This is a genomic window from Arthrobacter sp. UYCu512 (genome assembly GCF_040547075.1).
Taxonomy (GTDB): domain Bacteria; phylum Actinomycetota; class Actinomycetes; order Actinomycetales; family Micrococcaceae; genus Arthrobacter.
In genome coordinates this window covers 146,944-169,133 of record NZ_JBEPPA010000010.1, presented here as the reverse complement: position 1 = coordinate 169,133, position 22,190 = coordinate 146,944, and the positions used below count along the sequence as shown (strand labels likewise).

19 protein-coding genes are annotated in these 22,190 nt (G+C 66.8%); 4 read left to right on the top strand and 15 right to left on the bottom strand.

The annotated features are described in order from the left end of the window. Positions 1–163: 163 nt before the first annotated feature. The 8 genes from ABIB49_RS12575 to ABIB49_RS12540 form a co-directional block, all read right to left on the bottom strand. Positions 164–1,141 (bottom strand): aldo/keto reductase, encoded by a 978-nt coding sequence (locus tag ABIB49_RS12575; protein ID WP_226773217.1) that lies wholly within the window; start codon positions 1,139–1,141, stop codon positions 164–166. Positions 1,142–1,225: 84 nt separating this feature from the next. Then, entirely contained in the window at positions 1,226–1,444 is a 219-nt protein-coding gene (locus ABIB49_RS12570; protein WP_226773218.1) for a helix-hairpin-helix domain-containing protein, read from the bottom strand. Between the two features lie 68 nt (positions 1,445–1,512). Further along, a complete protein-coding gene (locus tag ABIB49_RS12565) occupies positions 1,513–2,067 on the bottom strand; it encodes a hypothetical protein (RefSeq protein WP_226773219.1) in 555 nt (184 codons plus the stop codon). Beyond that, entirely contained in the window at positions 2,064–2,609 is a 546-nt protein-coding gene (locus ABIB49_RS12560) for a DUF402 domain-containing protein (protein ID WP_226773220.1), read from the bottom strand. Before ABIB49_RS12560 ends, ABIB49_RS12565 begins: the two co-directional genes overlap by 4 nt. Then, positions 2,606–4,579 (bottom strand): 1-deoxy-D-xylulose-5-phosphate synthase, encoded by a 1,974-nt coding sequence (gene dxs, locus ABIB49_RS12555; RefSeq protein WP_226773221.1) that lies wholly within the window; start codon positions 4,577–4,579, stop codon positions 2,606–2,608. The genes ABIB49_RS12560 and dxs overlap by 4 nt, the downstream gene beginning before the upstream one ends. A gap of 132 nt (positions 4,580–4,711) precedes the next feature. Next, positions 4,712–7,537, bottom strand: a complete 2,826-nt coding sequence (gene acnA / locus ABIB49_RS12550) for an aconitate hydratase AcnA (protein ID WP_282359836.1) — start codon at positions 7,535–7,537, stop codon at positions 4,712–4,714. Between the two features lie 171 nt (positions 7,538–7,708). Continuing rightward, positions 7,709–9,082, bottom strand: a complete 1,374-nt coding sequence (locus tag ABIB49_RS12545) for a class I SAM-dependent RNA methyltransferase (protein ID WP_354157132.1) — start codon at positions 9,080–9,082, stop codon at positions 7,709–7,711. After that, positions 9,079–11,055, bottom strand: coding sequence for an APC family permease (locus tag ABIB49_RS12540; protein WP_354157131.1), 1,977 nt, complete (start codon positions 11,053–11,055; stop codon positions 9,079–9,081). Before ABIB49_RS12540 ends, ABIB49_RS12545 begins: the two co-directional genes overlap by 4 nt. A 166-nt stretch (positions 11,056–11,221) precedes the next feature. On the opposite strand from ABIB49_RS12540, the gene ABIB49_RS12535 reads away from it, so the two are divergent. Both ABIB49_RS12535 and ABIB49_RS12530 read left to right on the top strand, forming a co-directional pair. Next, positions 11,222–11,893: a potassium channel family protein gene (locus ABIB49_RS12535; RefSeq protein ID WP_226773225.1), complete on the top strand. Its 672-nt coding sequence runs from the start codon at positions 11,222–11,224 to the stop codon at positions 11,891–11,893. Then, entirely contained in the window at positions 11,894–12,637 is a 744-nt protein-coding gene (locus tag ABIB49_RS12530; RefSeq protein ID WP_354157130.1) for a potassium channel family protein, read from the top strand. A 36-nt stretch (positions 12,638–12,673) separates the two neighbouring features. Here ABIB49_RS12530 and ABIB49_RS12525 read toward each other — a convergent pair whose 3' ends face one another. The 4 genes from ABIB49_RS12525 to dut all read right to left on the bottom strand — a co-directional run bounded on the left by ABIB49_RS12525 (position 12,674) and on the right by dut (position 15,260). Further along, a complete protein-coding gene (locus tag ABIB49_RS12525; protein ID WP_226773227.1) occupies positions 12,674–13,423 on the bottom strand; it encodes a DUF3159 domain-containing protein in 750 nt (249 codons plus the stop codon). Continuing rightward, positions 13,420–13,830, bottom strand: coding sequence for a hypothetical protein (locus ABIB49_RS12520; protein WP_354157129.1), 411 nt, complete (start codon positions 13,828–13,830; stop codon positions 13,420–13,422). Before ABIB49_RS12520 ends, ABIB49_RS12525 begins: the two co-directional genes overlap by 4 nt. Beyond that, positions 13,823–14,554 (bottom strand): DUF3710 domain-containing protein, encoded by a 732-nt coding sequence (locus tag ABIB49_RS12515; RefSeq protein ID WP_226773229.1) that lies wholly within the window; start codon positions 14,552–14,554, stop codon positions 13,823–13,825. The genes ABIB49_RS12520 and ABIB49_RS12515 overlap by 8 nt, the downstream gene beginning before the upstream one ends. A 166-nt stretch (positions 14,555–14,720) precedes the next feature. Next, the gene (gene dut / locus ABIB49_RS12510; protein WP_396021204.1) at positions 14,721–15,260 is read right to left on the bottom strand and encodes a dUTP diphosphatase; all 540 of its coding nucleotides are present in this window, start codon (positions 15,258–15,260) and stop codon (positions 14,721–14,723) included. Between the two features lie 119 nt (positions 15,261–15,379). Here dut and ABIB49_RS12505 point away from each other — a divergent pair, with 119 nt between their 5' ends. Both ABIB49_RS12505 and sepH read left to right on the top strand, forming a co-directional pair. Then, positions 15,380–15,865: a DUF3093 domain-containing protein gene (locus tag ABIB49_RS12505; RefSeq protein WP_282359840.1), complete on the top strand. Its 486-nt coding sequence runs from the start codon at positions 15,380–15,382 to the stop codon at positions 15,863–15,865. Positions 15,866–16,027: 162 nt separating this feature from the next. Further along, positions 16,028–17,368, top strand: coding sequence for a septation protein SepH (gene sepH, locus ABIB49_RS12500; protein WP_354157128.1), 1,341 nt, complete (start codon positions 16,028–16,030; stop codon positions 17,366–17,368). Between the two features lie 50 nt (positions 17,369–17,418). Here sepH and ABIB49_RS12495 read toward each other — a convergent pair whose 3' ends face one another. The 3 genes from ABIB49_RS12495 to ABIB49_RS12485 form a co-directional block, all read right to left on the bottom strand. Continuing rightward, on the bottom strand, positions 17,419–18,645 hold the full coding sequence (locus tag ABIB49_RS12495; protein WP_283480664.1) for an alkaline phosphatase family protein: 1,227 nt from the start codon (positions 18,643–18,645) through the stop codon (positions 17,419–17,421). 1 nt (position 18,646) lies between these two features. Next, positions 18,647–19,390 carry a DUF5998 family protein gene (locus ABIB49_RS12490; protein WP_354157127.1) on the bottom strand — a complete coding sequence of 248 codons (744 nt, stop codon included), beginning with the start codon at positions 19,388–19,390 and terminating at the stop codon, positions 18,647–18,649. 103 nt (positions 19,391–19,493) lie between these two features. Beyond that, entirely contained in the window at positions 19,494–22,184 is a 2,691-nt protein-coding gene (locus ABIB49_RS12485) for a bifunctional acetate--CoA ligase family protein/GNAT family N-acetyltransferase (protein WP_354157126.1), read from the bottom strand. Positions 22,185–22,190 lie beyond the last annotated feature (6 nt).

Below are 22,190 nucleotides of genomic sequence, written 5' to 3'. Positions count from 1 at the left end.
GAGTTCCTGAAGCCCGCCGCCGCTGCGCGTTAAGGTCGCTGGGCGTTCAGGTCGCTGGGCGATCAGATAAGGTGCGCAGTGGCCGCTGCCTAGCCGGCGTCGTGAGTAACCCGCAACGCCGTGCGGGCACGCGCAGCGGTTTCCCGGGCGACAGCGAGGCCATCTAGAAAAGCGCGACTTTCGGCGTTCGCGGGAAGAGGTCGTTGAGTTCGTCACGTTCCGCGGCGGTGGGGATCCAGGCCACGGCGGCGGCGTTTTGCCGGACCTGCTCCGGCCGGGTGGCTCCGGCGATAACACTGCTCACCGAGCGCTGGGCCGCAAGCCAGGAGAACGCCACCTGGATCTCGTTCAGGCCCCGCTCGGCTGCGAAGGCGCCCAGGGCCGCCAACTGTTCCCAGTCGGCGTCGTGGACCAGGTTCGTGCGGGTGTGGCTGAGGCGCGAACCCTCAGGTGCGGTGTCCCTGGCGTATTTGCCGGTCAGCAGGCCGTTGGCCAGCGGGAAGTACGGCAGCACGCCCAAGCCGTAGGCGTCCGCGGCCGGAGTGACCTCAAGCTCAGCGCGGCGGTCAAGCAGGTTGTAGTGGTTCTGGCTGGAGATAAACCGGGCTCCACCGCGGGCACGGGCCACGAATTCGGCTTCGGCGATCTGCCAGCCGGCACGGTTGGAGTGGCCGATGTAGCGGACCTTGCCGCTGCTGACGAGCTCATCGAGGGCATCGAGGGTCTCCTCGATCGGGGTCAGCGGGTCGGGTGTGTGGAACTGGTAAAGGTCGATCCAGTCCGTCCCGAGCCGGCGGAGCGAGGCCTCCGCAGCCTTAATGATGTACCGGCGGGAGCCACGGGCACCAAAGTCATTGCCGTTGGCACCGCCCATGTCCATCCCGAACTTCGTGGCGACCACTGCCTCGTCGCGGCGGCCGTTCAGGGCCTTGCCCAGCATGGTTTCGCTCAGTCCCGGTTCCCGGCCGTAGGTGTCCGCGACGTCGAAGAAGGTTATGCCGGAGTCCAGCGCCGCATGCACCACGGCGTCGGTCCCGTCCTGCGACTCGGTCGCCGTATTGGCCCGGCCAAGGTTATTGCAGCCAAGTCCAACGACGGAGACGGTCAGTCCGGAATTTCCCACGCGGCGGTATTCAGTCATGTACTTCAGCCTATAACGGCCCGGGCCCGTCCGCGGGCCGCTGCGGCGGCCGGCGTCCGGTGTGCTGCCCGGGGCCGCGGAGGGTTATCCGGCGGTCAGCTCCAGCCCTTGATCGTCGAGGGCATCCTGGAGCTGGGCCAGGGTCCGCGGACAGATGCCGTGCATTCGGGCAAGTCCCCGCCCGCCGCGTGCCGCCACCTGTTCGAGTGACTCGACTCCGGCGTGTGCGAGGGCCCGGCGGGCCGGAGCCGAGATCCCCCGCGGCAGCGGGGTACGGCCCGGTTCAACGGATTTCGCCGCCATCTGGAATTCCTTTCCGTCGGGGTCCCCAAAAAATGGTCTGCAAGCTGCCCGTGGAGCGGCCCGCGGAACTAGAGGCTAAAGCTGTTCGCCGGCTTGGCTGAGTACTTGAGTCGAAAGCTGGACCCGTCGGTAGCGGCGCCGATGCTCAACTTGGTGAAGTCGAGGTCCTCGCCCCGAATGCAGACCTTGATGGCATTAACCGCCTTGTTGACGTCCGGGGTCAGGATAAAGATGTTGAGCTTGGAATCGGAAAATTCCGAGCGGTCCACTATTCCGAGGCCCCGCCACGCGAGGTGGCTGATCAGTGCGTCCTTGGCCTTTTCCTCGAGGTAACGGTCGCGATCCGTGCCACCCTTGGTCTTCAGTGCATACTGGGCCACGACCCAGAACTGCCCGTCCTCGGGGATTTCGGCAAAACCGTCTTCGGCGCACTGCACGGCGAAGGCATCCATCAGTCGCTCGGCAGCGCCGGCGTCGGCGACGTCGGTCTCATCGGTTTTGCTCTGGTGCCCGACGACGCCGTGGTTCATCACAAATTGGCTGTAGTCCTCGTCAAACCAGGCCTCCCTGAATTCGAGGACACCCTCATCGTTGCGCTTGTAAACCCGGATAATTCCGCTCATGCCCGTCCTTTCCTGAACCATTCGCGGTCTGTGCCGTCGAAGGGTGGCTGTTCTGCCTTGACGGCCTGGTAAAGCTGATCCGATGCGGCGCTGATCCGGGCCGCCACGTCCTCGGGGTAGTCCATCTCCACTCGGTGCTCGGCAAACTCGTCCTCATCGTCCACGTAGACTCCGCGCTCCGCGGTACGGATGACGTCCAGGTCCATGTCGATCAGGTGGAACTCGGTGACGCCGGGGCGGATGGTTCGCCAGCCGTGGTCCGTCGCGAGATCCACGTAAACCCTGACGCCGGCGGGATGGCCCGCTGCGTAGAAGGTGGCGACGTACTCGCCGCTTCGCGGAACCAGCAGCACGGCGTCCGATTCGGTGTAGAACGCGGCGCCCGGACGCGAACAGAACTCGTTGGTTCCCTGGAAGATCCACCAACCGTGGACGTCCTCGCCGAGGTAGGTACCGGGCACCACCCAGTGGGCCTTGCCGTTCCATTTGCGGTTCCGGGAGACTACCAGGTCTCCCGGAACCAGGTCCTTGGGGGTCCTCACAGAATCGGCAGGCTGCCGGTGCTGGGGTGTTCCTGGCCGGGGAGGGGACGCGCGAACGGTACCTTGGTCCCCAGGACCTGAGCCACGACGTCATGGGTGATCTGCTGGGCGGTCAAGCCGACCCGTTCGAGCACCTGGCTGCGGGTTCCATGGTCCAGGAATTCCACCGGCAGGCCCACTTCGTTCAGGGCGGTGTCCACTCCGGCGGCGCGCATTTCCTGCCTGATCCGGGACCCGACCCCGCCGGCGCGGACCCCGTCCTCGATGCAGATGACGAGCCGGTGGTGGGAGGCGAGGGCGACGATGGATTTCCGGACCGGCAGGACCCAGCGGGGGTCCACCACTGTGGAGCTGATGCCTTGCGCCCCGAGGCGGTTGGAGACGTCCAGGGCGAGTTCGGACATGGCCCCGACGCTGACGATCAGGACGTCGTTCTCGCTGGAGCCGACCGGGCGCCGTGCCAGCACGTCCACGCCGTCGCTGAGCCGCTCGACCGCCTCAACTTCGGCCCCGACAGTGCCCTTGGAGTAACGGATCACACTGGGGGCGTCTTCGATGGCGACGGCCTCGCGCAGCTCCTCACGCAACCGGTTGGCGTCCCGGGGCGCGGCGAGGTGCAGGCCTGGCACGATTTGGACCATGGCCATGTCCCACATGCCGTGGTGGCTGGCGCCGTCGGGCCCGGTAACGCCGGCCCGGTCCAGGACGATTGTGACACCGGCTTTGTGCAGGGCGACGTCCATCAGGAGCTGGTCGAAGGCGCGGTTCAGGAAGGTCGCGTAGACAGCGACGACCGGGTGCAGTCCCCCGAACGCCATGCCGGCGGCGGAGGTGAGAGCGTGCTGTTCGGCGATGCCGACGTCGAACACCCGCTCCGGGTGCCGGGCAGCGAACTTGTGCAGGCCGACCGGGATCAGCATGGCGCCGGTGATGCCGACGATGTCCTTTCGCTCATCGGCGATCTCGGCGATCTCGTCGGCGAAGACGGCGGTCCAGGATTTCGCTCCGCCGGCCTCGGTTGGCGCTCCCGTCTCCGGGTCAATAATCCCGACGGCGTGGAACTGGTCCGCTTCGTGTGCGCGGGCGGGCGCGTAGCCGTGACCCTTTTCGGTCATGGCATGCACAATCACCGGCCCGGCGTAATTCTTCGCGGTGGACAGTGCGTGCTCCATGGCCTGGAGGTTGTGGCCGTCGACCGGACCGATGTATTTCATCCCGAGGTCCTCAAACATACCCTGCGGGGCCCACCAGTCCTTAACGCCCTTCTTCATGGCGTGCAGGCTGCGGTAGGTGAACTGGCCCGCGGGTCCGCCGTTCTGCAGCTTGCGCCGCCACCAGTCCAAGGTGCCTTCGTAGGCAGGGGCGGCGCGGAAGGAATCGATGGTGGGGCGCAGCGAGGCGAGGTAGTCAGCGAATCCGCCCACGGTCGGGGCGTAGGAGCGGCCGTTGTCGTTTACGACGATCACCACCCGGCGCTTTTTGTCGGCCGCGATGTTGTTGAGGGCTTCCCAGGCCATTCCGCCGGTCAGCGCGCCGTCACCGACCACGGCGATAACGTAGCGGTCCCCGTCGCCGGTGAGCTGCCGGGCCCGGGAGATCCCGTCCGCCCAGGACAGCGAGGACGATGCGTGCGAGCTTTCGACGATGTCGTGCTCTGATTCGGCGCGGTCCGGGTAGCCCGACAGACCGCCTTGCTGGCGCAGGGTGCTGAAATCCTGGCGTCCGGTGAGGAGCTTGTGCACGTACGACTGGTGGCCGGTGTCAAAGACGATGCTGTCCCGGGGAGAATCGAAGACCCGGTGCACAGCGATGGTGAGCTCCACCACACCAAGGTTCGGGCCCAGGTGGCCGCCGGTCTGGGAGACGTTGGCGATCAGGAAGTCCCGGACCTCGGCTGTCAGCCGGTCCAGCTGCGCCTCGGACAACTTACTCAGGTCCTGCGGGTTGCGGACGGTCTCCAAGATTCCCAACGGCCCCTCCTTCGGGTGGTAGACATGCCTTTTAACTCTAACGCCTCAGGCATGGCGCCGGTGCCGGGCCACGAAAGCCCCGGTCCGTCGGGAACGGGCCGGGGCTTTCGGGTTGATACTTCCGGACTGCGGCTAGTTCGCGGAGATCTGCCGCAGCACGTACTGCAGGATGCCGCCGTTGCGGTAGTAATCGGCCTCGCCCGGGGTATCGATGCGCAGGACCGCATCGAAGCTCGTGACGGTACCGTCCTCGGCCGTGGCAATGACCTTCAGCGTCTTGGGTGTGGTGCCGTCGTTAAGGGCTGTGACGCCCTCAACCGCGAAGGTTTCCGTGCCGGTCAACCCGAGGCTGGCCGCGTTCTGGCCGGCCGGGTACTGCAGGGGCAGGACGCCCATGCCGATCAGGTTGGAGCGGTGGATGCGCTCGTAGCTTTCGGCAACTACAGCCTTGACGCCCAGCAGCGCAGTTCCCTTGGCTGCCCAGTCACGCGACGAGCCGGAGCCATACTCCTTGCCGGCGAGGACCACCAGCGGGATGCCGGCCGCCTCGTAGTTCTGCGCGGCGTCGTAGACGTAGGCCTGCGGGCCGTCGGCCTGGGTGAAGTCACGGGTGAAGCCACCTTCGACGCCGTCCAGGATCTGGTTCTTGATCCGGATATTCGCGAACGTACCGCGGATCATCACCTCATGGTTGCCACGGCGTGAGCCGTAGGAGTTGAAGTCCTTGCGCTCCACACCGTTGGCCAGCAGGTACTGACCGGCAGGGGTGTCCGACTTGAAGGAACCCGCCGGTGAGATGTGGTCGGTGGTGACGGAATCGCCAAGCTTCAGCAGCACCCGGGCGCCGGTGATGTCCTTGACGGGCTCCGGCTCCGCCTTCATGCCGTCGAAGTACGGGGGCTTGCGGACGTACGTGGATTTAGGGTCCCAGGCGAACGTGTCGCCGGCCGGCGTGGAGAGAGCTTTCCAGCGGTCGTCGCCGTCGAAGACGCCCTCGTAGCCGCGGGCGAACATTTCCTTGTCGATCGAGGAATCGATGACCTGCTGGACCTCAACCGGGTTCGGCCAGATGTCCTTCAGGAAAACGTCGTTGCCGGCCTCATCCTGGCCCAGCGGGTCAGCATCAAAATCGAAGTCCATGGTTCCGGCGAGGGCGTAGGCGATGACCAGCGGCGGGGACGCCAGGTAGTTCATCTTCACGTCCGGGTTGATCCGGCCCTCGAAGTTGCGGTTACCGGACAGCACAGCGGCAACGGAAAGATCGTTGGCCGCGATGGCCTCGGAGATTTCGGCGTCGAGCGGGCCGGAGTTGCCGATGCAGGTCGCGCAGCCGTAACCGACGATGTAGAAGCCGAGCTTCTCCAGGTACGGGGTCAGGCCCGACTTGTTGTAGTAGTCGGTGACAACCTTGGAACCGGGAGCCACGGAGGTCTTGACCCACGGCTTCGAGGTCAGGCCCTTGTCGACGGCATTGCGGGCCAAAAGTGCGGCGGCCAGCATCACGGACGGGTTGGACGTGTTGGTGCAGGAGGTGATCGAGGCGATCGACACTGCGCCGTGGTCCAGCTCGAACTCGCGGCCGTCAGCGGTCTTGACACTGACTTTCTTTGACGGCCGGCCGTTGGACTTCGGCCCGTGCGCGTGCGGGGCCTCGTCTGTCAGGTGCGTCTTGGTGGCGGTGAAGGACGGGGTATCGGACGCCGGGAAGCTCTCGTCAATGGCCTCATCGACGCTGCCGCCGACGAGGTCTTCCTTCACATAGTTGCGCAGGTCCTGGCGGAACTGGGCCTTGGACTCGGTGAGGATGATGCGGTCCTGGGGGCGCTTCGGGCCGGAAATCGACGGAACAACCGTCGACAGGTCCAGTTCGAGGTACTCGGAGAACTTGATCTCACGTGACGGATCGTGCCAGAGGCCCTGTTCCTTCGCGTAGGACTCCACCAAGGCGACGTTCTCGTCCGAGCGGCCGGTGAGGCGCAGGTAGTCCAAGGTAACGTCGTCGATCGGGAACATGGCGGCCGTGGAGCCGAACTCCGGGCTCATGTTGCCGATGGTGGCGCGGTTGGCCAGCGGCACGGCCGCAACGCCTTCGCCGTAGAACTCGACAAACTTGCCGACCACACCGTGCTTGCGCAGCTGCTCGGTGATGGTCAGGACGACGTCGGTGGCGGTCGCGCCGGCCGGGATGGACCCGGTCAGCTTGAAGCCCACAACGCGCGGGATCAGCATGGAAACGGGCTGGCCAAGCATGGCTGCCTCGGCTTCGATGCCGCCAACGCCCCAGCCCAGCACACCCATGCCATTGACCATGGTGGTGTGCGAGTCGGTGCCGACGCAGGTGTCCGGGTAGGCCCGGACGACTGAGCCGGACTCGGTGTCGACCTCGCGGGTCATGACCGTGCGGGCCAGGTATTCGATGTTGACCTGGTGCACAATGCCGGTCCCCGGCGGGACAACCTTGAAGTCATCAAATGCGGTCTGGCCCCACCGCAGGAACTGGTACCGCTCGCCGTTGCGCTGGTACTCGATCTCCATGTTGCGCTCCAGTGCGCCGGAGTTGCCGAAGGCGTCGATCTGCACGGAGTGGTCAATCACCATCTCGGCGGGAGCCAACGGGTTGACCCGCTTGGGGTCCCCGCCAAGTTCCTTGACGGCCTCACGCATGGTGGCAAGGTCCACCACGCAGGGCACGCCAGTGAAGTCCTGCATGATCACGCGCGCCGGCGTGAACTGGATTTCAGTGTCGGGCTCGGCGCTGGGGTCCCAGCCGGCCAAAGCGCGGACGTGGTCGGCCGTAATGTTCGCGCCGTCCTCGGTCCTCAACAGGTTTTCAAGCAATACCTTGAGGCTGAACGGAAGGTTTTCTGCACCTTCGACGGAGTTCAACCGGAAAATTTCGTATTCGGTACCGGCAACATTAAGTTTGCCTTTTGAACCGAAGCTGTCCACAATGCTCATCACAGGACTCCTCTCGCAACAGTTTCATCTTTGTCGCGCCGCAGACCCCTTGCTAGTTAGGTGGCCCTAACTAATGCTTGGCCTTGCTCGCACAAGGATCGGTACAGGGTGCAGGAGGTCAGCCGTGGGTACGGAGCGCGACGTCGGACTACTTCGCCCATCCTAGTGGCCTCAGCCCCGCGGAGTCAGTAGCGCCACAGTCTCCATGTGGTGGGTATGCGGGTACAGGTCAAAGGCCCGCAGCCCTGCCAGCTCCCAGCCGGATTGCTGGAAGTAGCCGACATCGCGGGCAAAGGACGCCGGATCGCAGGACACGTAGGCAACGGCCCGGGGGCCGGCTCCGATCAGCTGGTTTACCACGGCCTTGCCGGCACCGGCCCGGGGCGGGTCCAGCAGGATCGCGTCGAAATTGCGCGCCTTTTCACGCAGGACGCGTTCCACCCGGCCCTGGACGATCTCAACCTGCGGTGCGTCATGGAGGTTCTTGCGTGCGTCCCGGCTGGTCCCGGGAGCCCCTTCGACCGACAGCACCGAACCCGTGGCGCCGACGGCGTCCGCGAGCGGGGCGGTGAACAGGCCCACCCCGGCGTAGAGATCCGCAACAACGGCTCCCGGTTCCAGGAACCCGCCGTTGTGCAGGAATCCGGTCACGGCCCCCACGAGCGCGGCGGGGGCCTCGCGGTGGATCTGCCAGAAGCCGTCGCCGGTCACACGGTAGTCGTGCCCGGACGCGGTCTCCTGCACATAGGTGCGGCCGCGCAGCCGCAGTACCTCGCCTTTGACCGGATCAAAGCTCGCCACCGAAACATCGTCGGGCAGCTGGGCCAGGACCGCGCTAAGCCGCTTGGCCCGGGTGCCCGCGGCCGGGACCAGGAGCACCAGCGGCCGGGAGCCGTTCGCCGGTGCGGCGACCTCAACGCGTTCAATGCCCTGCAGGTCGATGTCCCAGAGCCGGAGGTTGTTGATGGCGTCAACGGCCAGCGGCATCTCCCGGACCGGAAGGATGGTATCGGAGCGGTGCGCGTGCATTCCAAGTTTGCCGGCCGGGGTCACGGCGAAACCGGCGCGGGTGCGCCAGCCCAGGCCCGCCGGCGCCGTCGTTCCCTGCTCCCCCACGGCTTCGACCAAGGAGCCTGCGGCCGTGTCCGTCCCTGCCAGCGGCAGTTCAACGCCGGCCAGGCGGTGCAGCTGCTCGGCCAGCACCTCGGCCTTGAGGCTGCGCTGGCGTCTCAGTGCGATGTGGCCGAGTTCTGCGCCTCCGACGGGCGGGTGACGGTGCGACCAGGAACGCGCGGAATCGGCCAGGTCCCAGAAGTGCGCCACCCGGTCCGGGGATGCGTCAAGGACTTCCACCACGTCGCCGCGCCAGAACTTGGCGTCCGAGCCGGACTCGGTGAGACGGACCTTGACCCTCTCGCCGGGAATGCCGTGCCGGACGAAGACCACCCGGCCCTCATGCCGGGCGACGCAGTGCCCGCCGTGAGCGACCGGCCCGACGTCGACGATGAGATCGGTGCGGTTTGGGGCCTGGGTGTCGGAGTTCATTGGATGTCCTGCAGTCTCTTGGCTTCTTCGGAGGATTTCAGCTGCCACGGCACACTGGCCACCATCACGCCGGGCTCGAAATGCAACCGGGTCTTGATGCGCAGTGCGGTCTGGTTGTGCACCAGTTGCTCCCACCACTTACCCACGACGTACTCGGGGATGTAGACCACAATCAGGTCACGGGGCGAATCGCGCCGCATGTTCTTGATGTACTCCATGATGGGGGTGACCGTTTCACGGAACGGACTGGCCAGCACGGTCAACGGTACCGGGATTTCCAGCTTCTCCCAGTCCGCGACCGTCTGTTCGGTCTCTTCGCTGCTGATGTCCACGGTGATGGCGTCCAGCCGGGAGGGCCGTGACGCGCGGGCATAGGCGAGGGCGCGAAGGACCGGCTTGCGCACATGGGAGACGAGGAGGACTGCGTGCACCCGGGTGGGCAGGGCCCGCGGAGAAGAATCCTCGTCGACTGCGAGTTCCTTGGCCACGTTGTCATAGTGCGACCGGATGCTCCACATGATGAGGAACAGCGCGAACATTGCCAGCAGCGCGATCCAGGCGCCCTGCTCAAATTTGGTGATCAGCACGATCACGAGGACCAGGGCCGTCATGCCGAAGCCGATTGCATTGATAATGCGCGACTTGAGCATCCGCCGCTTCACGGCAGGATCCTTGGCGAGCTTCAGCTCCCGGCCCCAGTGCCGGATCATCCCGAGTTGGCTCATGGTGAAGGAAATGAAAACACCCACAATGTAGAGCTGGATCAGCTTGGTGACGTCAGCGTTGAAGGCGATGATCAGCACCAGGGCGCCGGCGGCCAGCGCCAGGACGCCGTTGCTGAAGGCCAGCCGGTCTCCGCGGGTGCGCAGCTGCCGGGGCAGGTAGCCGTCCTGGGCCAGGATCGAGCCAAGGACGGGGAAGCCGTTGAAGGCGGTGTTGGAGGCAAACACCAGAATCACGCCGGTCGCGGCCACCACGATGTAAAAGGGAATGGTGCCGGCTCCAAAAATGGTCTGCGCGATCTGGCTGATGGCCGGATTCTGGATGTAGTCCTCCGCCAGCGGCTTGCCATCGAGCAGGAACTCGGTGGCCGGGTCCAGCACAATGTGCACCTTCGTGGCGTTGGCCAGGTAGATGATCCCTGCCAGCATGGACGCCGCGATCACGCCGAGCAGAAGCAAAGTGGTGGCGGCGTTTTTGCTTTTTGGCTTCTTGAAGTTCGGCACCCCGTTGCTGATGGCCTCGACGCCGGTCAGGGCAGCGGCGCCGGAGGAGAAAGCGCGCAGCAGCAGGAACGCGCCGGCGAGCCCAACGAGCCCGTCGTCAAAACCCTCGGCCGGAACAATCGTAAACGCCGCCGAGGGTGCCTCCCCCAGTGCCCCGGTGGCCGCCTGGAAGATGCCGATGGCCGTCATGCCGAGGATCGATGCCATAAAGATGTAAGTGGGGACTGCAAAGACGCTGCCGGCTTCCCTGATCCCGCGCAGGTTGACCAGGGCCAGGATCACGACGCCGATCGTCGCGATGGCGGCCTGCTGGCCGTGCAGCGAGGGTACTGCCGTCGTCACGTAGGCTGCCGCCGAGGACATCGACACGGCGACGGTCAGGACGTAGTCCACCAGCAGGGCCGAGGCGACCGTGAGCCCGGCGTATTTGCCGAGGTTCACGTTTGCGATTTCGTAGTCGCCGCCGCCGGAGGGGTAGGCATGGACGTTTTGCCGGTAGGAGGCGACAACAGTCAGCAGCACCACCATGACGGCCAGCCCCACCCAGGGCGAGAACGCCACGGCGCTGACGCCGGCCAAGGCCAGGGTCAGGAGGATTTCGTCGGGCGCGTAGGCCACTGAGGACAGCGCGTCGGAGGCGAAGATGGGAAGCGCGATCCGCTTCGGCAGCAGGGTGTGGGCCAGGCTGTCGTTCCGGAAGGGCTTGCCTACCAGCACCCGCTTCACGGCATTGAATATTGTCGGCACCCCACAAAGCTAGTCGCATTCGGACCCGATGTCATGACGGCGACCGGGCGCCGCGCGGCGGCGGCTCCAGGTCGCCGGGGCGCGGCAGCGGCGGGGCTGGCTCCAGGTGGCGCCGTGGCCGGTAGAGTTTTCCGCAGTAGCAGTCACAAAGCTTGAGGAGGCACGGTTGGCGCACTTCGTGATTATGGGTTGCGGCCGCGTGGGGGCAACCCTCGCGCACACGCTCGAGGATGCGGGCCACTCCGTGGCCATCATCGACCAGGACGACCGTGCTTTCCGTCGGCTCCGAACGGGCTTCACCGGCCGCAAGGTCACCGGCGTCGGCTTTGACCGCGAGACCCTCAAGCAGGCCGGCGTTGCGGAGGCCTATGCCTTCGCGGCTGTCTCCAGCGGCGACAATTCAAATATCCTGGCCACCCGTGTGGCACGCGAAACCTTCCACGTCCCGCACGTGGTCGCCAGGATTTACGACCCGGGCCGGGCTGAGATCTACCAGCGGCTCGGCATCCCCACGGTCGCCGCAGTGCGCTGGAGCGCGGACCAGGTGCTCCGGCGGATCCTGCCCGAACAGCACCTGGCCGGCGACTATCGCGACCCCTCGGGCCGCCTTGTGCTCGCCGAAGTGGACCTGAACACCGCGTGGATCGGCCACCCGGTCACCTCGATCGAGAAGGCCGCCGGGATCCGCGTCGCGTACCTGACACGGTTCGGTGAGGGGATGCTGCCCGCGGCCGGAACCCTGTACCAGGATGGCGACACCGTGCACGCCATGCTGGGCGTGGACCGCAGCAGCGAAGTCGGCCATGTTCTTGCCCAGCCCCCCGCCAAGGAGTCCTAAGTGAAAGTCGTTATTGTCGGGGCGGGAAGCGTCGGTTCCTCGATCGCGCGCGAACTGCTGGCCCACAAACACGAGATCCTGCTGATCGACCTCAAGCCCGAGGTAATCGGGCGAAGCGGACTGCGGGGCGCCCACTGGCTGGTTGGCGATGCCTGCGAACTGAGCACCCTCCAGGACGCGAAACTGGAAGACGCCGACGTCGTGGTCTCAGCTACCGGTGACGACAAGGTCAACCTGGTGGTCTCGCTGCTGGCGAAGACCGAGTTCGGCGTCGGACGCACGGTAGGCCGGGTCAACAACCCCAAGAATGACTGGATGTTCGACGATTCCTGGGGCGTCGACGTTGCGGTGAACACCCCGCAGCTGATGACTGCCCTGGTCGAGGAGGCCGTGGAGATCGGCGACCTCGTCCGGCTGCTGACCCTGCAGACCGGGGTGTCATCGCTGGTCGAGTTCACGGTCCCGCACGATTCACACGTCGTCGGACTGACCGTGGGCGGCATCGAATGGCCCGAGGATTCGACCCTTGTGGCAATCCTGCGGGATCAGGCACCAATCACGCCGAGCCGGGATGACGTGATTGACGGCGGGGACGAGCTGTTTTTCGTCACGACAATCGCAGCAGAGGACGAGCTGCGTGCCCTGCTCTCGCCGGAGTCCCAGGGCGAGCTGCCGGCGGAACAGCAGGGCGAAGACTCGCACGCCCACGAAGTCTTCGACGGCTTCGACGGCTTCGACGGCTAACCGGCTGTTGCCGGCAACCCCCGGTTGCCGGCCGGTTCAGTTGGGGGTTGCGGCTGGGGCGGGCCGGGTCAGCAGCCAGGCAACCCAGATGCCCAGGATGTACAGCGGTGCTCCCATCAGCAACCGCGTTGTGGCGAGGGCCGCGAAGCCCGCCTCGCCCATAAAGTACAGCGGAAGCTGGACCAGCAGGCGAAGGGCCAGGACCCCGATGATCACCCAGGTGCCGATCCGGTAGGCCCTGACCCGGGCTGGCTGCTTCCGCCAGTCCAGTCCTTCGTTCCGGATGAAGCCGAAGAGCAGCCCCGCAAACGGCCAGCGAACGGCGATCGAGATCGCCATCACCACGATGTAGGCGGCGTTGGTGAAGAATCCGGGGACGTAGAAGTCCTCGGCCTTGCCCGTGGTGTTGGCCAGCCACGCGGACAGCCCGACGCCGGCAATTCCCGCCAGTGCCTGCGTCAGCGGCTTGCGCTGGATGAGTCGGGCGACGGTAAACGCCGCCGCCACGGCCAGCGCGGAGACCAGCGCCAGGGGCAGCTCGCGCGCGATGGTGAAAGCGACCAGGAAGACCAGGCCGGGGAGGATGCTCTCGGCAATGCCCTGAATGCCGCCCGCGCTCTTGAGCACGTCGATGTTGCCGTTGCCGGACCGGTGCAGACCGGCCTTGGCGGCGTAACCTTCGGCGAGCTGCGCCGCTGTTGGCTGAACTGCTGTTGGCTGAACTGCTGTTGGCAGCGGCTCAGCGGGTTCCCGCCCTGCCGCGCCGGGATTTTCGGGAACCGTCATTGCTCCTCCTGCGGGGAGAGTATTTCGTAGCGGGGATTGAACATGGTCGGCAGTCCGTCCCGGACTGTGACCATGCCCTGCAGGCGCAGTTCGGTGCCGGCATCGACACCGGGTATACGGCGGCGGCCCAGCCAGACCACCCGGAGCCGGTCCTTGGGAACGGCGGACCGCTGGCGCCATAGGCCGGAGGCCGGCGTGGCGGCTGCGGCGCCGGATGCCACGGGGACGGAGCGTTTTTTGACCGGCGGCGCGTTGTGGTCGACGACGATCGCGGTAAAGGCAGCGACCTGGCTCGCCGGTGCGTAGGTGACCGATTCGATGAAGCCATGGCATAGCACGCGGCCGCGGTCCGGCAGTTCCCGGACGGAGACCGACGCAGCCGGGTCCTGGCGGGCAGCATCAGCCAATCTGGGTGGTCTCCGGTCCGCGTTCGGGGCGCTCGATGTCCGGGGCGGACTGTGGAGCGGGCACGGCGTTCTCCTTGGGCAAGTGCAGCTGCAGGAGGTCACGCGGGGGCATCGGGCTCTCGCCGCGCACCACCACGAGCTGCCGGAACAGTTCCTCGAGTCCGGCGGCCGCGTCGCGGTCTACAGCAGCCTCCCCGCCGAACACGCCGCGGAGGAACCAGCGCGGGCCGTCGACGCCGATAAAGCGGGCCACCCGGTAGCCGTGGCTGCCGTCGGCACCACCAGCGGGAAGCTTGGCGAGGAGTTCGGCGCCGAAGCCGCCCTGGACCTCCTCGACCTGGCCACCCTGGCTGCCGACGGACTGACCGATCTGCTCACGGATTTCCTCCCACAGGCCTTCGGAACGCGGAGCGGCGAACGCCTGGAGCTGAAGGCTTGAGCCGTTCAGGTCCATGGTGACGGCGACAACGCGCTGCGTGGCCTCTTCGACCTCAAGCCGGAGTTGCAGGCCTTCCGCCGGTGCAATCAGGAGGGCGCCGAGGTCCACGTAGCCGTCCTGGTCCTCGATCTCCGAGACGTCGAAGGGACCCGTGCCGCCGCGAAGCGGTGCGGCGGCTGCAGTCCCGGTCGAGTCATCGGCGGACGCTTCAGCAACTGCCCTCGGGGACTCCCCGGGTTCCGTCGCCTGTTCCTGCTTGGCTTTCTTGCCACGCCCAAAAACCATGGGGTCGTCTCCTTAATTGTGATCCTGTGCCGCCGCGCCACACTGCGCGTGCGGGGCTCCGGCTTTTATAGGCTGGCTGATGCAGCAAAAAAGCCGGCTGGTACGTCCTGCAAACGGGTCCTGCTGACCAGTTCGCGGCATCCGTTCGGGCCCGGCAGGCCTTTGCTTAGACCGGCGCGCCAAAACCTCCGGTAGACCCGAAGCCTGCGCCGCCGCGGACCGAGCCACTAAGTTCCTGGACCGGCAGGAAGCGGGCGTACTCCACTCGTTGAATTACCATTTGTGCAATTCTATCGCCGCGCGAGAGTTCGATCGCCTGGTGCCGGTCGGTATTGAGCAGCGTCACCGCGATTTCTCCGCGGTAGCCGGCGTCGACGGTTCCTGGGGCGTTAACTACTGTCAGCCCGTGTTTGGTCGCCAGCCCGGACCGCGGGTGGATCAAGGCAACAAAGCCGTCGGGGAGGGCAATGGCAACCCCGGTAGGGACCAGTTTGCGCTCCCCCGGTTCCAGCACTACGTCCTCGCGGGTCCGCAGATCCGCACCGGCGTCGCCGGGGTGCGCATACGACGGCGGTTCCAATCCGTCGTCGAGCATCTTCAGCTGGACCGTAAGGGTGGTGGTTCCGTATTCGGGCGCAGGCTGCGTTTCCGGCAAATCTTCGGGCGTTGCGTCGGTGGCGTCCACGGCAGTCGTTTCTTCAGTCACAGTTCCTCACTCTAACGCCAGCGGCGACGATCGGCCACGCGGCGTCCGGCCGACCGGGATACAGGACCTGCTGCCGCCGCCAAGGTGAAATAGCCCGGGAAAAGTGGAAAGCTGGCCTTATGCCCGAATCCAGCGCAGCCACGCCTGCCCCCATAAGCACCCCCAGCGACGCCACAGTTGTGTACAACGAGAAACTCTGGCCGAACGCTTGGATCTGGCTGGTGGCCGCGGGACTGTCGGGCGCCGGGATCCTGGTATTCGCCCCGATCAGCATGTTCGCAGGGATCACCGCTGCGGTGGTCCTCTTTACCATCATCTCGGTGTTGCTGGTCCTGTCGACCCCTTCCATTACGGTCACGGCCGCCACCTTGCGCGTCGGCCGGGCCACGATCGAGCGCGGCTTTGTTGGCAGCGCATCCGCGTTCCGGGGCAAGGAAGCGACGGCAGAACGCGGCACCCGCCTAAACGGCCTGGCGTTCCTGTGCATCCGTGGATGGATCGATCCAGTGGTCCGGGTCGAGATCACCGACCCCTCCGACCGGACCCCGTACTGGCTGGCCTCCACGCGGCACCCGGACCAACTCCTCGCCGCCCTGGCCTCCTAGCCCGCACAGTCCCGGCATTAAGGGAGCGAACGGGGCCCGGCTGCGGACCGAAAAGCCCTGGAAAGTAGCGGAAAATTGCGGCGCGCCCTCCGTCCTCACCGGAATTCGCCCGCATCGATGGCAGAGTTTCGATTGTTAGTAATGCCAGGGTGGAGGATTTGTATGCAGGATCTACGGCTTGTAGGCGTCCACGACGACGGGGAGCATCTCCTGTTGAGCGGCACCGGCGGCGAGATGTTCCAGCTGCCGATCGATGAGGCGCTTCGAGTGGCGGCCAGCAGGACCGCGGCTAAGGCCGCCTCCGGCGCTGCGCCCATTGCCATGTCTCCGCGCGATATCCAGGCGCGGATCCGCAGCGGCTCGACGGCGGCCGAGGTGGCTGAGCTCTCCGGCATTCCGCTCGCGAAAGTGCAGCGCTACGAGGGCCCGGTCCTGGCCGAGCGCGAGCACGTGGCTGCGCAGGCCCAAAAGGTGGAAGTCGCTGCCCCGGCCCCAGGCCATGACGTGTACCGCTCCGTGTTTGGCGACCAGCCGGCACTGCTTGGCGACATGGTGGCCCACCGGCTTAGCGCGCACGGCATCGATGCCTCCACTGTGGAGTGGGACTCATGGCGGCGCCCCGACGGCAGCTGGAACGTGGTGGCCCGGTTTGAGGCGAAGGCTGGCGGACCCGCTGGCATCGGCGAGGAACCCCCTGCCATGTGGACCTTCAGCCCGGCCCGGAAGTCCCTGCAGAACGCGAACCGCTGGGCGCAGCAGCTCAGTGAACTTGAGCCCCTCGACGGTCCGGTCCCGGCCCGTCGGCTCGCTGCCGTCTCCGACCGGCCCTTCGATTTTGAAACCGACGCCGATGCCGCCGCGCGGACCGCCACCGCACAGCTCCAGGTCGTCCAGCAGCTCCAATTGCAGCAGGAGCAAGAGTCCGACGGACTGCTTGACATGCTGCGCTCCCGCCGCGGCCAGCGCCTCGGTGTGGACGAGGACGCCGACGACGCCCTGGCCACGCTGCTGACGAACGGGGTCCCCGCCGCCCACCCGCGGCCCTCCGAAGTCCCTGCCGAGGTCTCCGCCGAACCGGAACCCGCCGGGACCGGGGGCAACACTCCGGAACCGGAAGACACCGAACAGCCGGTTCCTGCCGCGGATCCCTGGGAACGACGCCGCGACGGCCGGCCCTCGATCATGTCCAGGCTCACCTTGGCGCCCCGGCACCAGGACGCACCGGATGACGCCCTGCGGCTGCACGACGGCGTCAGCACCGAAACGCGCGAGATCACGATCGCGGCGTCACAGCTGCGTCCGGTCGGCAAGCAGGGGCCCGTTTCCAGCCCGGGGCTCGATGAGCTCCTCGGCGGCGGAACGTCCCGGCGCCAGCAACGGGAACCCGCAGCGGCGGCCCGCGATGACCGCGACGCCGAGCAACCGGAGCGCCAGCCGGCAAAGCCAAAACGCTCCAGCATCCCGAGCTGGGATGACATCGTCTTCGGTGCCCGCGGGGACTAGGCCTTCTCCGGAAGATCCGGTGCCCCCGGCGCGGGGCCCTGGCCGCGCAGTCAGCCGCGGTGGGCCCTTCGTCCGTCCGCCTGGAAACACAGCAGCGGGACTTCACGTTCGGCTTTTGTCAGCGAACCGTGCTGGCCCACCACCTCAAGGGCCGTTGGCCGGACCCGCCGGGTGTCATAAAAGGCCACGGCGTCCCTGGCCGCGATCATCACGTCCCCGATCCGCGTAACAACCTCGGCCCGGACCTCACCAAAGAGTCCCGCGGCGATGCCTTCCGCCCGGGTAAACGCCCAGATCCGCTCTCCGAAGCGTGCCCGCCAGGCCTCAACCAGCCGCAACCGGCCGGCATCGCCCACCTGGTCGTCCAGGTACAGGTGGACCATCCGCGGCTCCCCCGCCGTGTGCCGGACACCGGCCACAAGTTCGGGGTCGGCGGAATAATCGATTCGCTGCGACTGCGGCACGTCAAGCATGCCGTGGTCCGCCGTGAGCACAATGGTGGTGCCTGCCGGCAGGGTGGCGCTCAGCCGTTTGACGGTGGCATCGAGTTCCTCCAGCTGGTGCTCCCACTGCGCTGACTGGCAGCCGTAGCGGTGCCCGGCCTTGTCCAGTTCGTTGACGTAGAAGTACATCAGGGACCGTCCCGATCCGGCCATCGCCTCGGCGGCGGCAGCGGTCCTGGCCTGCGCGGTGGTGGCAGTGACGTAGCGGCCACCACGCAAGGCAGCGCGGGTCATGGCCGAGTCACTGAACTTCGGGAGGCTGACTGTGGTGACGTCCACATGGTCCGCGGACTGCTCGAACACCGTCGGGAACGGCTGCCACCGCTGCGGGTCGACGCCGGCGTCCCAGCCGCCAAGCATGTTGACCACCCGGTCCTGATCAGGGTCCAGCACGTCGTAGCCCACCATGCCGTGCTGCCCGGCGGCCAGGCCGGTGCCGAAGCTGGCCAGCGATGCCGCGGTGGTGGACGGAAATGCGGAGTCCAGCCAGACCGGCACCTCGCCTTGCCCGGACTGCATGACGGAGCGCAGGAACGGTGTGTGCGCCGACTTCTGCTTCAGCAGGTTTCGGCCCAGCCCGTCGGCGAGAACAACGCAAACACGCTGCGCAGCCGGCAACTTGAGCCGGTTCTCGAAACCCGGCACGCCCAGGCTGGCGGCGGCACTTGTGAGCACTTCGGCGATGGAACGCTCACCGAACGCCGGGGCCGCGGGCAGGTTCTGCGCAAGGGCCGCGGCGGAGGACAGGGGTTGGGGGGTGCCGGCCGGTGCCATCTCAGCGCTGGTGGCCGCGGCTGGTGCGGCTGCCGAACACGCCCATACGCGGGCGCGGCGGAAGTCCCGGACCGGTGTGCGGGACCGGGGCCGTGGACCCGGTATTCACGGCGCGAAGGGCACGGGCGAACAGCTTGGCGTCCTGGACAGCCTGCAGGCCGTCGGCCTCGGCGCTGATCCGGAGGACAATGTCTTCCTGGGCGATGGTGCCGCTGTAGCCATGGTCGGACTCGCACTGGGGGTCGCCGCAGCTCGCCGGTCCCATGTCGAGGCGCTGGCCGCCGGACCAGGCGATGGACAGGGTCAACTCCCGCACGGGATCCGACGGTTTGTAGTCCTGGGGCTGGGCGTACACATAACTGAGCAGCACGGAACGGATCTGTGTCACCGGAACGGATTCGGTGGAGACCTGGGCCACGATCTGTTCCCCGGCCTCGTCCAGCTGCTGGTCATCCACATGGGTGATGACGAGCATGTCGTCGGTCAGGACCAGCACGGAAATGTGGCGCCGCACTTCGGCGCGGTCGAAGTGCGTCTCCAGGTGCACCAGGTGGGCCACGCAGTCACGGCCGTCAAGTGCATCGGCGACGACGTCGGCCACCAGCCGGGGGTAGAAACCGGCCTGCTGCAGTGCCCCTTCCAGGCTTTGACCCTGCGCGCTGTGATCATGCAGGCCTTGATGGTGCGCGCCCGGACGTCCGGATACTGCCGCCTGGGGCTTGGGTGTCGGAGACTGAAAGCTCATGGTCCCCATTTTCACAGATCGGCTGGGGACATGCTAACCCGTTGCCGGCCGGGCGCCGCCGCCGCCATGGCGCCGGCACTCCCCCGCACCGGCTCCCGGGCCGTCAGCTGCGCATGGCCCGCCGGGCGCTGTCGGTGCGCTGGGCAGCATTCGCGATCCGGACGTCGGCAGCAAGGATGGCTGCGCCGTCCGGCCCGGCGAGCACGGGGTTGAAGTCCACCAAGGCGATTTCCGGGTGGTTGTCCTTGAGCTTGGTCAGCCGCGCCGCGAGGTCCTCCAGGGACCGCGCATCCACGGCCGGCAACCCCTGGTAGCCGAAGAGCTTGCGCGAGGCACGGGGGGACCGGATGAAATCATGCAGGTCGGAGCCGGAGAGCGGAGGCACCCGGTGGGCCCAGTCGTCCAGCAGGTTGACCGCATCGCCGGCCAGGCCAAAGGAAACCACGGGGCCCAGCAGCGGGTCCTCGATGGCGCGGAAGGTGCACGCCTGGCCTACCGGCGCCATGGTCTGCACCTCCAGCGACGGCGAGCCGTAGCGTTCCAGCGACTTGCGCATCTCCAGTACGTTGCGGCGCAGCGAGTCCGCATCCTGGATGTCCAGGCGCACCCCGCCCAGGTCCAGCCGGTGCCGCAGCGCAGGGTCGGTTGTTTTCAGGGCCACCGGCCAGCCAAGCCGGTCCGCGGCCGCGAGGGCCTGTTCGACGGTGTCGAAGCCGACCGACGGCACCACCCGGATACCGTAGCGGGCCAGCAGGCTGGCGGCCGTGTCCGGGTCCAGCCGGAGCAGTTGCTCACCGCCCACCCCGTCCAGCAGGCGTTCGAGCTCCTCGTGGGTGCCTTCGGGGTCGCAGCCCTCCGGCTCCGTGAACAATCCCTGGTCCCGGTCAAGCCACTGGGCGTAACGGACCACGGCACTAAGCGCCGCCACTGCCGTCCCGGGGTTGGAGAAGCAGGGAACCGCCGCCGGACCCGCGTCGGCTCCGACCATCCCTTCAACGTAGATCGAGGGGTCAAGGAGCCCGCTGAACGCCGCGACCACGGGTTTGCCCGCCGCCACCGAACATTCGGCCAGCACTTCGGCGATCTTCTCGACGGTCAGGCCGTGGGCCGGGAGCAGGGCGACCATCACGGTGTGGACGGTGTCCGCCGTGAGGATCTCCTGCAGGCTGTCCCGCAGCGCGGGCAGCGCCACGGACATCCCGGCGTCGAGGTCGACGTCGGTAACGATCCGCTCCACACCGAGGCCCTGGGCCGCGGCACTGTCAGCAACGACCTTGCCAAGGGCCCGCGAATTGCTGAAGACGGCGATACCCGGCCCCTTCGGCAGCGGCTGGCTCGAGACGATCTGCGCGACGTCCATAAGTTGCTCGATCGTCTCAACGCGGATCACCCCGGCCTGGCGCATCATCGCGTCAAGTGCCTCGGGCGGGGCCAGGGTGGTGCGGACCGCGTGGCCGGGAGGCAGGCCCAGGCCCGTCGCGTCGGATTTGGCCACGATGACCGGCTTGGTCCTGGCCAGGCGCCGGGCCAGGCGAGAAAATTTGCGCGGGTTGCCGATCGATTCCAGATACAGCCCAACGGCGGTGGTGTCGGCGTCGTCCTCCCAGAACTGCATCATGTCGTTGCCGGAGACGTCGGCCCGGTTCCCGGCCGAGAGGAACGTGGAGATCCCGACGCGGCGCCGGCTGGAGGCGGCGTAGAGCGAGACACCGATCGCCGCTGACTGGCTGAACAGGCCCAGGCCGCCGCGGCCGGCCAGCGTGGGCGCCATCGAGGCGTTCAGTGATACAGCAGGGTTGGTGTTCACAATGCCCAGCGAGGCCGGCCCGATTACCCGCATGCCGTTGGCACGGGCCTGCCGGACGAGTTCGCGCTGCCGGGCCAGGCCGCGTTCGCCGTCGTCGGCATAGCCGGAGGTAGCCACCACAATTCCCTTGACCCCGGCGGCGCCGCACTCCGCCACGATTTTGGGGACCTCGGCATAGGGGACTGCGATGATGGCCAACTTAACCGGGCCCGGCACTTCGGCGAGCCGGGCAAAGGAGAGCATGCCGGCCAGCTCAAAGGCTTCCGGGTTGATGGCATAGACCGGGCCGGTGAAGCCGCCCTCGATGATGTGCTCCAGCAACTGGTAGCCCACGGTGCCCCATTTGCGGCTGGCCCCGATCACGGCGACAGAGGACGGCGCGAGCAGTTCCTGGATGCTGCGGGCCTCGGCGCGGTGTTCCCGTGACTCCATCACGGCGCGCGACTTGTCGGTGGGGTCGATATTGAATTCGAGGCTGACCACACCGTCGTCGAAATGGCGTTTGACGTCGTAGCCGGCATCTGAGAAGACCATCAGCATCTTGCGGTTTTCCGGGAGGACCTCGGCGCTGAATTTCCGGATCCCGTTTTCGCGGGCGGCGGCGGCGAGGTGTTCAAGCAGAATGGACCCGATGCCGCGGCCCTGGTGCGCGTCGGCGATGTTAAAGGCCACCTCGGCGTCGGCGGGGTCATCGAGCCGGTCATAGCGGCCGATGCCCATGATTTCCCCGCCTACTGTGATGACCAGGGCCACGCGGTCCTTGTAGTCCACTTCGGTGAACCGTTTGAGTTCCTTGGCGGACAGCTTGGACTTAAAGGCAAAGAACCGCATGTAGATGGACTTCTGCGACTGTCCCACGTGGAAAGCCTGGACAGCGTCCGAGTCGGACGGGTGGATCGGGCGCAGATGGGCCGTCCCGCCGTCACGCAGGACAACATCGGCTTCCCAATATTCCGGATATACGCCTTCCGCGGGCTGATCCACCATAGGCTT

Excerpts from the sequence above, each read along its gene's own strand:
- ABIB49_RS12575 (WP_226773217.1), bottom strand. The coding sequence starts at position 1,141 with ATGACTGAATACCGCCGCGTGGGAAATTCCGGACTGACCGTCTCCGTC.
- ABIB49_RS12570 (WP_226773218.1), bottom strand. The coding sequence starts at position 1,444 with ATGGCGGCGAAATCCGTTGAACCGGGCCGTACCCCGCTGCCGCGGGGG.
- ABIB49_RS12565 (WP_226773219.1), bottom strand. The coding sequence starts at position 2,067 with ATGAGCGGAATTATCCGGGTTTACAAGCGCAACGATGAGGGTGTCCTC.
- acnA (WP_282359836.1), bottom strand. The coding sequence starts at position 7,537 with ATGAGCATTGTGGACAGCTTCGGTTCAAAAGGCAAACTTAATGTTGCC.
- ABIB49_RS12545 (WP_354157132.1), bottom strand. The coding sequence starts at position 9,082 with ATGAACTCCGACACCCAGGCCCCAAACCGCACCGATCTCATCGTCGAC.
- ABIB49_RS12525 (WP_226773227.1), bottom strand. The coding sequence starts at position 13,423 with ATGACGGTTCCCGAAAATCCCGGCGCGGCAGGGCGGGAACCCGCTGAG.
- ABIB49_RS12515 (WP_226773229.1), bottom strand. The coding sequence starts at position 14,554 with ATGGTTTTTGGGCGTGGCAAGAAAGCCAAGCAGGAACAGGCGACGGAA.
- ABIB49_RS12505 (WP_282359840.1), top strand. The coding sequence starts at position 15,380 with ATGCCCGAATCCAGCGCAGCCACGCCTGCCCCCATAAGCACCCCCAGC.
- sepH (WP_354157128.1), top strand. The coding sequence starts at position 16,028 with ATGCAGGATCTACGGCTTGTAGGCGTCCACGACGACGGGGAGCATCTC.
- ABIB49_RS12495 (WP_283480664.1), bottom strand. The coding sequence starts at position 18,645 with ATGGCACCGGCCGGCACCCCCCAACCCCTGTCCTCCGCCGCGGCCCTT.
- ABIB49_RS12490 (WP_354157127.1), bottom strand. The coding sequence starts at position 19,390 with ATGAGCTTTCAGTCTCCGACACCCAAGCCCCAGGCGGCAGTATCCGGA.
- ABIB49_RS12485 (WP_354157126.1), bottom strand. The coding sequence starts at position 22,184 with ATGGTGGATCAGCCCGCGGAAGGCGTATATCCGGAATATTGGGAAGCC.